Origin of the sequence: Spirosoma sp. KNUC1025, assembly GCF_045160025.1 — a bacterium.
Taxonomy (GTDB): Bacteria; Bacteroidota; Bacteroidia; order Cytophagales; family Spirosomataceae; genus Spirosoma.
The window spans coordinates 296,379-308,635 of the sequence record NZ_CP087141.1; the positions used below are offsets into that span (position 1 = coordinate 296,379).

The following is a 12,257-nucleotide window of genomic DNA, read 5'->3' on the forward strand; positions in this document are numbered from 1 at the left end:
AAAGAGTTTATCTTCCAGTCTTTCGTAGTCAGAGGACGATACTGTCTTTGTCCAGTGAACGTCCAGTGAAATCGGTGGCAATAGCGCCTGGGGCAACTGTTTTGATCTGAATATTGTGCATGGCTAATTCAAATGGCATACTTTCGCTCCATCCCTCAACCCCAAATTTGGCGGCATGGTATACGCTATGCAAGGGAAAAGCTAACAGGCCACCCATCGAAGTTGTACGCACAAAAACGCCCGATTTTTTTTCTCTGAAATGCGGAATAAATTCTTTGATTACCCTAATCACACCCAACAGTTTGGTGTTAAGCTGATTGACAATCTGGTCATCGGAGAACGATTCTAAGGCTCCCATTAGTCCATAGCTGGCATTGTTAAACACCGCATCAATTTCATGCAGGCTGATTGCTTTCGCTACCGTGTTTTTTATTTCGACCGGGTTCGTAACATCGAGCGGCAACACTGTCACATTCGCGAGTGGGTTCAGCTCTTTTTCGTTTTCCGGAGATCGCATCGTTGCGATAACGTTCCACCCCTTCGCTTGAAATAAGTTAGCGGTTGCCTTACCTAAGCCAGAGGAAGCGCCTGTGATAAAAATGGTTTTGTTCATGTAATTAACGGTTTGTATTGCTCGGACAACCGGAAGTTCTTTAGGTTTGTCAGTTTGATTGTACTATACTAGACTGTCTGATCTTACTCATTGAAAGACAGACGAAGTCCACACAACTGATGTATTGAGGTAGAGTAAATGTGGATGAAGCCTAACCAAAGTAGTTCCAACAGGGTTACTTTCGATCAGTTAAACGACGCCCTAAATTCCAGAGGGCTCTGATTCGTCTTGGCTTTGAAGAGCTTATTAAACGATTGTGGACGCTCGAAGCCTAAGTTATAGGCGATTTCGGAAACCGATAAATTACTTACCGTTAAGTATTCCTTTGCTTTTTCAATCAATTTTTCGTGGATGTGTTGTTGGGTAGTTTGTCCGATGAGCGATCTGAGTGCATCACTTAAATAATTGGGGGATAGATTGAGTTGATTCGCCAAAGCGTCTACGGTAAGGACCCCTCTTTTTAAGCCCATTTCTGAATTGAAATACTCACTGACGAGACCTTCGGTTCTTGTCAGCAAATCGACGTTTACCGCCTTACGGGTGATAAATTGTCGTTGGTAAAAGCGGTTACTATATTGAAGCAAAACATCTATTTGCGCCTGTATAATACCTTGTGTATGAGGGTCAATATGCTGATATTTTCCCTCTATTTTTTTAAAAATGTCAATCACATTATTTTCTTCTTTTTCTGAAAGATGTAAGGCTTCGTTTACAGAATAGGAAAAGAAGCGGTATGCTTTGATACTTACCGATAAGGAATGTTTTCCTAAAAAATCAGGATGAAACATGAGCACATAACCAGATCCGGAACTTTCATTGAATGTATTGGCGGTTTCCACTTCAACCGATTGAACCTGTTTCGGTGCCGTAAATACCATTGTTCCCCGATCAAAATCGTAAAAGTTTTGGCCATACTTTACTTTCGACTGATTGTTATATTTCAGCGAAATCGTATAAAAATTAGTTATGAATTTTTTCCAGACATCAGAAGTTATGGCGTGTATCTCCGAAACATGTACTATACTGACCAACGGGTGCAATGGTGGGGGAATGGATAGTAAGCGATGAAATTCAGATAAAGAATTAATGCTGTTCATGTCTGCTTCCGTTTTGGAAATCATGAATTTGGTTGCCTTAATTTCTTTGCTTCCAATACAATAGCCAAAAAATGACTAAAGCGACTATTTCGATCAACAACCAATAAGATTGTTTGGTAAAAAATCCATCTAACGCAAAGCCTATTAATCTTGCTAGGATAATACCGAGTGTAATCGATAGTAATAGAGCGCTAGCTAGTAAGTTCCATGAGACCCAGTTAGTATAAACGATCATGAATCCACCCATACCAATCAGCACCCCCCATTTTACTCTTTTTTCTATCATCTGATAGGCATTGAGGGATGTTGAAAATTTACCAAAAAAATCCGGCCTGATTGCTAATAGAAGACCTGTGACCAGCAAACCGACGCCCGCTAGTTTCAGTAAAAAATTCATTGTAGATAAAGTTTAAGTAGAAGAGGCTATTGCTGATATCATGTTTACGCCAATTTGGGATTAGCTATTTTAAAAAAAGTTTTCGTTTCTCTAATGCTTTGGGTTGAGCATATAAGTAAGCTTGGCTCTCCCCTTTGGCGATGTGTTTTTTATTGCTGACAGTGGCTTTACACTATAAATCGAAACCTTCCCAATGTGAATCCAATGCGCTGACTTTGTCACTAATAATAACCAATGAGGATTGCCCAAAGAAATAGTCAGCTAGATGAAACGTATCAAACAATATTAAGTTTACTGGCAAATAACAGTTGCTTGCGTGAGTTTGAACGAAGTCCATGTGGCATCTTGTACTAATCCACAGCTTCCAGTAAATCTACGTTTTCCTATCTGCCTGTGTGGCATCTACAGCTGAATTGGGTATAAGGTTAGCCATTAGTTTTTCTGCACTGTTGGCTTCGGCAGTGCGTTGTTGTCCGATTGCATTCTTTAATCGCTCGACTTGCCTTGGTTCCTACCAGGCTTGCGATTGCCTTAATTCTTTACTCCTAGATTAAAGCATATGCACTATAGCTACTGCTCACACAACCCGATGCGACGATGCGGTTATCGTCAACAAACACTAAGCTTGTAAAAAGCTAGGACACAGCGAATGGCTTCAACCCTTATATGCAGGATCTTCTCATTAACTTGATTGGCCCCCACTTCCCCCTTGGCGAGAAGCGTCAAAGGTTAAAGCAATAAATCCATTATAGCAAGTTGATTGCCGTATAGGCTAGCCGTTTGCTCTTTTATACTGCTTCCAAGATGTACGCTAACCATGGCAGGATACTTTCTTGTATAATCATAATTCTCAGGAAAGTGTAAACTATCCCGTTACATCCCAGCTTCTGTATTTATAACTTACTTTTTTCATTAATTCCTAGTTTTCCTATCAACAATGCAAAATTCGGATAGTATAAAAAACGAAGTGTTTCCAAATTACGGTTCGTTGTTTCCAAATAGGGGGTGCTCATTAAACGCCCATTTCTCGACGCATAAACATGAAGGTTCCTTCGTCTCGCGTGGGAGCGATTAAAGAGACGATGGTTTTCGTTTCCTCTCAGGCATGTGTCACAGACTCAGAAGCTACAAAAGCGGCGTCAGCGGATCAAAAGTCGGCTGTCAGTCCATCCGTTGACTAAGCAACCCACTCATGGTTTTCATCACCGTACCTCTAACGTCAACGGCTGGTTATCCAGCGTAACAGAAAACATTTGTTATCCTAAATCAATTCTGTTAGTTATAGAAGACTGATTATGCTGAAAGCAACCTACATAAAAAACGATTTAGATGATAGATTTATCCAACTTCTCCGCCAACCTACCCTCCACCCAGCCTCAATGGGTGAAGCGTTTTGCCCAGCTTGGCCTGGCGGCCAAAGGAGTTGTTTACTGCCTGGTTGGTATACTAGCGTTTATGGCTGCTTTTGAAATCGGCGGCAGTTCGGAACGTAATCTCAACAAACAGGGGGTCTTTCGATTTATACTGGCTCAACCGTTTGGGCAGATTTTGCTGGCACTGGTGGCCGCCGGTCTGGTCTGCTACGCCCTCTGGCGGCTAACCCAGGCTTTTCTCGATAACGAGCACAAAGGGACCGACGCCAAAGGCATCGGTCGTCGGTTGGTGTATGGTTTCAGCGGGTTGGTCTATGGATTCCTAGCCTATGGTTCTTTCCGAATGATATTGGGTAGCCAGGGTAATCAGGGCAGGGAGAATTCGCGCCAGACCCTGGTTCGGGAGCTACTACAGAAACCGTTTGGCCAGTGGCTTGTCGGTCTGATTGGCCTGTGTATTATTGGCATCGGGTTGTACCAGATCTACCGGGCTTTGTTGGGTAAATACCTTAAAAATGTCCAGACCTCTTCCATCAAAACGGAACTGAAGAAGATGATCATCCGGTCCGGGAAAATCGGCTACATCGCTCGGGGAATCGTCTGGGGGCTGATCGGTTACTTGTTTATAAAAGCGGCCCTGGAGGCTAATGCCAGCAAAGCCGGAGGCAGTAGCAGTGCTTTTGTCTTTCTGGAGAAAGCCAGTTACGGATCCTATCTGCTTGGTGCCGTAGCGCTGGGTTTATTTTGCTACGGTCTATTCATGTTTGTCCGTGCCCGCTACGAAGTCATCAACACCAGTCGTTAAGTTACCTGGACGAGCAGGGTAACCGGACTGAATCACGCAGATTATAAAAATAAATTTGCCGTTTTGGCGCATCGTATGCTACGGATAGTAGTCGACAGTTACTAAAACAGGCCCTTCAACTATACGCCCAACTAAAGAAGCAGATACACTAACGTCCTTTCGTCTCAGAAGGGAGGCAATATCGTTGATTGCGTTTCCGTCAATTTCTATTTGTTTGACCTTCAGTCAATTCTGGTCCACTAAATAAGCAGGGTTTTCTGAGATTACACCAAAATGCTTAAAAATAAAATATGTTCCCATCTTTGAACTAGTGTTTGATCAAAGTAAACGCTTGAGAAAAAACAAACTGACTCGGTATGCTAATTGGTTTTTCATACCTGTCAAGGGACTTTATTGATTGCTTCAGCCTGGACAACCTGGAGCCAGAACTTCAAAAAGGTGGGTTCACCTCTTATCGCTCACCTAAACCACGAGCGGGAAGTGTTGAGGGTTATCCTATCGGGGCTTTAATGGTATGTTAGAGTTGTAATATATAGAGCCGATGAGATACTTTACATCCGCTAAATCTTAATATAACTTATCTCTTCATAGAGGAATCTTTATAACTCAACCGCTCTGCATCGGACTTCACGAGGTAAAGTTGCCCAATTCGTAGCCTGCTTAGTCGCGTACGCACGCCACTAATACGAACTCTTCAAGGTAGCGACTAGTTGGGGGGACTAAACAGTCTTACTATTGGGTCAAGCCTACATAAAGCCATTGTGCATGTCGATAACAACATTCATTACTTTTTGCTACTTTGGCCGGAAATTCTAGTCGTGTGAACAACGATAATCAATTGGGCAAGAAACGGACAGACGCTTTCCCTGAAAACAAAAGGCTCCGCTCTACTGAAAAACATGTCGCCAACGCTTTTCAGAAGGCTAACACGGGGCTGGTTATTATCCGGGCAAATGGTCGGTTCATACACACGAATAATGCCTTTACCGCCCTAACGGGCTATTCAGTAAAGGAATTGCTTTATCACTCGCTAGAGGCCTTGCTTCACCCGGAAGATCGGATTGATTATCAGCATCACCTGATGAATCTGACGGGAGGGTCGAACACCTCGCTGGCCATTCAGCTTCGGTGTCTGCACAAAGAAGGATATGAACTATGGGTCAAGATTCATACCACAACCCTGCAAACGGAAGCGGGAAAGGTAACTAGCTTATTTTCTCTCGTTGAGGAAATTACTCAGGAGGTTGGCCTTCGACAAGACCAGCAAAAGTTATTGGCCTTGGTCGCCAATAACCTCAATTTTATGGCTATTGCCAGCCTGGAAGGTCAGCTTACCTATCTCAATGAAGCGGGACGACGACTGGTTGGACTCGGGCCAACCGAGACGCTGGCTGGGGTAGTAGTGGCTGACTTTTATTCACCCGAACACTATCAGCTGATTCAGGAAGTAGCCGTTCCTACCTTACTCAAACAGGGGTACTGGACAGGCCGAGTGGAGCTCAAGCATCTTAAAACCGGTGCACCCATCCCTTGTCAGGCTAGCGGGATTCGCATCGATGATCCGCGTACAGGCAAGCCCATCGGTCGAGGCTTTACCTTGCGCGACTTACGGGATGAACTAACCGCTCAGGAAACCCAGCGAAAACTGCTCACCCTGGTCGATAACAGTATCGAGTTGATGTCCATTCTGGAATTGGATGGTAAAAATTCTTATCTCAACAAGGCGGGTATGGACCTGTTGGGCTTCGAAGATGCCCAACAGGTCCAGCAAACGCCCATCGCGGCACTCCATGCTCCCGAGCATTTTGCCCTGGTAGAGCGGGAAGTACTCCCCTGTGTAATGGGCCAGGGACGATGGTCAGGAGAAATGCGGGTGCGACACCTCAAAACGGGCGAGATCTTCCCGGTCTTTAATAATACCATTCGAATAGATGATCCCTATTCGGGCCAGCCGATAGCCGTAGGGGCCGTTATGCGAGACAGAAGGCCGGAACTGGTGGCTCAGCGAGCCCTGGAAGAGAGTGAATTATTCGCCCGCAATGTGTTTCATCGCTCGCCAGTAGCCAAAGTGGTGTTAGTTGGGCCCAATCGGGTGATTCGTTCGATCAATGAAAAGATGCTAAACATCTTGGGGTTGGATATGACTAGTGTTGGCAAACCCTTTCAGGCAGTGGTATCAGAAGAAATACGGATGGCGCTGAAGCTGCCGCTCAACGACGATTTTACGCGGAGCGATACCTATGATCAGTCAGAAATTCGATTCCCCCTTACTCAAGCAGGTGAGTGGGGCTACTACGATGTGCTCTATAAAGCCTTGCACAATACGGATCAGGAAATCTACGGTATCATCCTGACGGCCTCTGACGTTACTGCTCAGGTGCTGGCTCGTCAGAAAGCCGAAGAAGCCGAAGCCGCGCTACAGGGAGCCATTGAACTGGCGCAACTGGGTACCTGGCAAATGGATTTGGTGACGGGCCGGATCGATTATTCCAGTCGGCTAAGAGCCTGGTATGGTCTAGACCCTACAGAGTCAATTACCCCCAGAAAGCGACCGCGGCTGTCCGACAAACAGACCTGCCGCTTATTCAGTCTCTTATCACCAAAGCTATGATGCTGGGCTCAAGTGGCGAATTTACAGCTGAATATACCGTCGAAGCGGGCGCAGCAGGCCAGGAACGGATTCTTCAGATGCAGGGTAAGGCATATTTTGGTGAGACTGGCAAGCCCTGCCGACTTAGCGGTACAGTGCAGGACATTACCGCGCAACGCCATCTCCAGCTCGCCCTGGAGCAACAGGTCCAGCAGCGGACCGAAGAGCTGCAAGTCATCAATGAGGAGCTAGCGGCTAATAATGAAGAACTAACCGCGGCCAGTGAAGAGTTAAGGTTAGCCAATCAACAACTTGAAGAAACGAACCATCTGCTGAGCCGGACCAATCAGGATCTGGAACAGTTTGCCTACATTGCCTCGCATGACTTGCAGGAGCCCCTACGCAAGGTGCTTCAATTCAGTGATCTACTCATTCAGCGCTATGCTCCCCAATTAGGCGAAGGTCGGTTGCATTTGGAGCGGATGCAGCTAGCGACAAACCGGATGTCCCAATTAATCAAGGACTTATTGGCTTTTTCCCGCATATCAACTCGTGCTGCACCCAATAATCCAGTAGCCTTAAATGAGGTTTTGGACCGTGTGCAAGAAAGTTTAGCCGTAGCGATCGATGAAGTAGATGCGGTGATTACCGTAACGAATTTACCAACTCTGGCGGGCGATGCCCTTCAATTGGAGCAGTTATTTCAAAATCTTATGGGCAATGCCCTCAAGTTTAGTCAGTTTAACCAGGCAGACGGAAAACCATCTTGCCAAATCACGGTACGAGCCTATCAAGTATTGGCATCGATGCTTCCCTCTGCGCTTAAACCGACTAGCTCAATTGAGTCTTACCATTGTATCGAGGTGATAGACAACGGAATCGGTTTTGATGAGAAGTATCTGGACCGGATTTTCCAGGTTTTTCAGCGATTACATCCAAAGGATACTTTTGCTGGTACAGGCATTGGGCTGGCAATCTGCCAAAAAGTAGTGGCCAATCACCGGGGAATGATTACAGCCAGGAGTCGCCCGGGCAAAGGTGCTACGTTTCAAGTCTATCTGCCAGCTTAGCCTGGTGTGTTACCTTGATCTGGTATAGCTTGATAGGCAAATGACAAGCTTATATTAGCCTTTTAAAAGATGTAATTTCTTTGATACCAGTTCAATACAACCCGTTACCAACGACACCTGTTCGCAAGCAATGAGCGAGCGCTTACTAGTTACTTATACCAATGCTGCTGCCGGCTCCCCGCCCTGCCGGAAACTAGTTGGAGTATAACCCGTGTATTTCTTGAAGTGCTTACACAAATGACTTTCATCCGTATACCCAAATTCGTCCGCTAGTTGAGCCAGGCTTACCGAACTGTACAACAAACGCGCTTCCAGTAGCTTGATTTTGTGCCGGGTGATATACTGTTTCAACGATTCACCTGTGTGCTTCTTGAAATACAGGCTGATGTAAGCTGGTGAATAGTGAAAGACACGGGCCAACGAGTCAATACTAAGTAGTGCTGGCTGATGAATGTGTTGCTTGATATACAGTAAGATCGCCTCCACTGAATCCCTGACAACCGGGCTTGAGGGTGGGTGCTGAAATAGATTACGGGCTAAAATGAGCAACATACTGCGGAGCAAACTATCGCGCATTGGCTCAAAATAGTGCGCTGGTTGCCGTGCGTTTTCCGCTTCCAGCACCTCCCGGAGGTAGTTTAATTTTTGCTTCTCCAGTGGATCGGTCACGAGGGAACCACGACTTTGCGAGGACGTCGTCAACAGCGTGGTTATGACAGCTTGCCAGGTAGCCTCCCCTTGTGCGTGCTTTTGAACTGATTCATTGAAGCGAATGAAGCTAAACTCGGTTAAGCCCTCAATGGTAAAGTGATGGTAATCTTCTGGCCCTAACAGAAACACATCACCTGCCCCGTAGCTATAGGTACTCCCATTGATGTGGTGATTACCATGGCCCCGGAGCACAAAGATGATCTCAAAGTAGGTATGCTTGTGGGTCGCATGTGCCCACGTACTGGCCTCAAAATGATAAATGCTAAAGGCTGAGTAGAGAATATAGCGTTTCATTGAGCTGTTGGTCGAGTTGTGAATCTACCAATGAAGCATGGATTTTTACAACTCTTTTCCCTTGAGCTAACTCTAGTTTTGCGACTGTTCACTAATTGTTGTGCAAAACAAGTCAGCACTATGAAATTAATACCTACATTATGGACCTGTTTATCAATTTTTCTCACGTTACAGGCGACCGCTCAATCCCGTGATTGGACACCTTTACTGGATAAGAACCTGACTCAATGGGAAACCTACTTAAGTTATGCCCACAAGGTTGGCTATAATGGAAAAATACCAACCGATGCAGCAGGCAGTCCGGTACAACCCATCGGGTATAACAAAGACGAGACGGGGGTATTCTCGGTCATCCGGGAAGGGAGTGGTCCAGTCCTTCGAATTAGTGGGACAACCTATGGGTGTTTGTTCCCCCGCCAGACTTACGAAAACTATCACCTGACACTGCAGGTCAAGTGGGGTAAGCAAAAACATGATCCCCGGAAAAACCAGCTGCGTGATTCGGGCATACTCTACCATTCAATCGGCCCAGCAGGAGCCGAGTACTGGCGTAGCTGGATGCTATCCCAGGAATTTCAAGTCATGGAAGGGCACATGGGTGACTTTTGGTGTCAGGCTAACTCGGCCATTGACATTCGTAGCTTCCAATCCGAAGGTATTATGAACCGGGTGGCCGACGAGAAGCAACCCTATGGAACTTTCAAAAAAGGGCAAGATTCTTATTGTATGCGGTCAGCCAACTATGAAAGTCCAATGGGAGAATGGACCACCCTGGAACTGATTTGCTTCGAAGGCAAGAGTCTTCATATCGTTAATGGCCATGTGGTGATGGTCTTGAAAGACTCGCGGTATACAACGGCTGATGGCGGGGAAGTAGCCATGAGAAGGGGAAAAATTCAGTTACAAAGTGAAGCGGCAGAAGTATTTTACCGGGACATACGGATCAAGCCACTGACGACCCTGCCCCAAGGGTATGCCGGTTTGTTTAACGAGTGAGGGCTTCTCCTCTGTCGTATTCCAATACACTCAGCAAACGGGGTTCATCATGAGTTAGGTTAGCCACTTTTGTCTTTCTATCCGCTCGTTTACAAACCGTTTATCTAGTCTCATTTTGGAGCGATTTATGAGAATATAAAAACTAAGCTCGCAATCTGTTTTTGAAAGGCATAATGGGGCAAGCAACATTTTGTGTAGCGCAGTAGGCTGTGATGCAACCAACCATTCACTCGTTGCATCTTCTCGGAAAAGATCCTGAAAATGATGTTATTGATGAAACATAACACGGCCGCTTTTTAGTAGCTTGTTTCTGGAACGACCAGTTAATAGCCCAGCAAGTTTCTAGGAAACGGTAGTCAATTACATGAAAATTTTTGAAGAGGATTACCGGTAAATGAACCCCTATTTTTTTCATAGTAGCCTTTATGAGCTGACCTGCCTGGGAGTCCTATTTTCGGGGCTTACGCTCGCAGGGCTGGTAGGATTCGCTGAACGGCCTGACCAATCCGCTAACCTGTTTTTGAGTTTGGCCCTAGGGGTGGTCGTCGTAAAGACCGGAGGGATTTCAGCGGCTTTTTTACCCGCGCTGGGGCCGCTGTTATTTTTTTATACCAGGCAACTGACACGTCCCCAGTGGCGGTTCCAATGGAAAGATACGCTGCATTTTTTCCCCTTACTGGTGGGGTATTGGGTGCCGGTCTGGCCCATTTTGATTTCGGTCATCCTCTATCTGTACTTATCGCACCGACTGATTCAGGATTTCTATCGCCGTCTGCGACCGGTGCTCATGGACAGGCCACGTTTTGCTTTCCGGGGGCTGAATAAAGCCCTGGTCCTACTCGGCTTGGCCTGCTTGTTCACCTTGTTCAGTAATACGTTCTTGTTGATGGTTGCTTTTGTGCTGATAGGGATGGCCGTGGACGTAATCCTGAAATCGGATAGCCCGGCCAAGCTGATAATGCCAATACCTGATCGATCAGAGGCAAAACAGAAAGGCCGCCGACTAAAGGAAACGGTGGCGGCAAACCGTCTCTACGAAGATGCCGAACTGACATTGACCACACTGGCGCAGAAACTGGCGATTCATCCACATGAGTTGTCCCGAATCATCAATATGGGGCTGGAAAAGAACTTCAGCGATTTTATTAATGAATTTCGGGTTCGTGAGATTATCCGGAAAATGCGTGATCCGGCCTATGATCGGCTTACCTTACTGGGTATTGCTTATGAGTCGGGGTTTAATGCCAAAACGAGTTTCAACCGGGTCTTCAAAGAGATGACCGGCAAAACCCCCGTAGCCTACAAAAACAGCCTGAAAAAAGAGGTCCCAATTGATGAGTTGGCACCTCCGTGGCCAATACGACCGGTACTATTGCATTCAGAAAGCTCGCCAACCAAGGCTACTGGACCGTTAAACCGCACGATCATGATCCGCAACTTTCTCAAAATCGCCTGGCGAAATCTGAAGCGCCAAAAAATATCCACCAGCATTAATATCGTTGGGTTAGCCATCGGATTGGCTACCGGCATCCTGATCATGCTCTACGTGCAGGATGAATTAGCTTACGATCGCTATAACCAGAAAGCAGACCGAATTTTTCGGGTCGGACTCAAATTCCAGTTAAATGGAAAGGAGCTTGGCGGACCCAGTTTAGGTCAGAATGCCGCCCGGGATCTGCAACAGGCGTTTCCGGAAGTCTTAAAAGCAACGCGCATCCGCGAGTGGAATGAGTTTGTCAGCTACGGAAAAACCTCATTCCGACAAGATAATCTGCTGCTTGCCGATTCAACGTTTTTTGACGTATTCACCATTCCGTTTCTAAAGGGAAATCCAAAGCAGGCATTGACGGAGCCAAACACGGTGGTATTGACCCAAGAAACCGCCCAGAAATACTTCGGCAATCAGGACCCGATTGGGAAAGTCCTGTTATTCGGTAATGACAAGACACCTTATCGGATCACAGGGGTGGTTAGGAATGTACCGACAAACTCCCATTTTCACTTTGATATGCTAGCTACCTTAGTCGGCCGTGATGAAAAAATAGATTGGCCGGGATGGCTGTATAATATTAACTATCAAACCTATGTGCTCCTGCCCGAGCAGTATGCGTATAAACAGCTGGAAGCTAAACTTCCCCAACTCGCTGAAAAACAGATGGGAAGTGAGATACAGAAATGGCTGAAACTTACCCCGAAACAGTTTCGCGAGCGGGGCGATGATTTTGGGGTTTTTCTGCAACCACTCACCGACATTCATCTGTATTCCAAGGCCGAGTCAAGCCCAGGTGGGGCTATTATGTATGTATAAGTA

At 46.2% G+C, this 12,257-nt stretch carries 9 protein-coding genes; 5 read left to right on the forward strand and 4 right to left on the reverse strand.

From position 1 onward, the window contains the following. Positions 1–28 precede the first annotated feature (28 nt). The 3 genes from LN737_RS33325 to LN737_RS33335 all read right to left on the reverse strand — a co-directional run bounded on the left by LN737_RS33325 (position 29) and on the right by LN737_RS33335 (position 2,107). Positions 29–613: an SDR family NAD(P)-dependent oxidoreductase gene (locus LN737_RS33325; protein WP_370636589.1), complete on the reverse strand. Its 585-nt coding sequence runs from the start codon at positions 611–613 to the stop codon at positions 29–31. Positions 614–798: 185 nt separating this feature from the next. Further along, complete coding sequence (locus tag LN737_RS33330) at positions 799–1,710, reverse strand: AraC family transcriptional regulator (RefSeq protein ID WP_231780259.1); 912 nt, start codon at positions 1,708–1,710, stop codon at positions 799–801. A 37-nt stretch (positions 1,711–1,747) separates the two neighbouring features. Further along, entirely contained in the window at positions 1,748–2,107 is a 360-nt protein-coding gene (locus tag LN737_RS33335) for a DUF4345 family protein (protein WP_231780260.1), read from the reverse strand. Positions 2,108–3,436: 1,329 nt separating this feature from the next. Between LN737_RS33335 and LN737_RS33340 the strand changes: the two genes are divergently transcribed. From LN737_RS33340 to LN737_RS33350, 3 genes are all read left to right on the forward strand, one after another. Further along, entirely contained in the window at positions 3,437–4,285 is an 849-nt protein-coding gene (locus LN737_RS33340) for a DUF1206 domain-containing protein (protein ID WP_231780261.1), read from the forward strand. A 799-nt stretch (positions 4,286–5,084) separates the two neighbouring features. Then, entirely contained in the window at positions 5,085–6,896 is a 1,812-nt protein-coding gene (locus LN737_RS33345; protein ID WP_405520789.1) for a PAS domain-containing protein, read from the forward strand. Beyond that, complete coding sequence (locus LN737_RS33350; RefSeq protein WP_231780263.1) at positions 6,893–7,945, forward strand: ATP-binding protein; 1,053 nt, start codon at positions 6,893–6,895, stop codon at positions 7,943–7,945. The genes LN737_RS33345 and LN737_RS33350 overlap by 4 nt, the downstream gene beginning before the upstream one ends. A 153-nt stretch (positions 7,946–8,098) precedes the next feature. Here LN737_RS33350 and LN737_RS33355 read toward each other — a convergent pair whose 3' ends face one another. Next, complete coding sequence (locus LN737_RS33355) at positions 8,099–8,950, reverse strand: AraC family transcriptional regulator (RefSeq protein WP_231780264.1); 852 nt, start codon at positions 8,948–8,950, stop codon at positions 8,099–8,101. Between the two features lie 120 nt (positions 8,951–9,070). On the opposite strand from LN737_RS33355, the gene LN737_RS33360 reads away from it, so the two are divergent. Next, complete coding sequence (locus tag LN737_RS33360) at positions 9,071–9,946, forward strand: DUF1080 domain-containing protein (protein WP_231780265.1); 876 nt, start codon at positions 9,071–9,073, stop codon at positions 9,944–9,946. A 394-nt stretch (positions 9,947–10,340) separates the two neighbouring features. After that, positions 10,341–12,254, forward strand: a complete 1,914-nt coding sequence (locus tag LN737_RS33365; protein ID WP_370636591.1) for an ABC transporter permease — start codon at positions 10,341–10,343, stop codon at positions 12,252–12,254. The last annotated feature ends 3 nt before the right edge of the window (positions 12,255–12,257 follow it).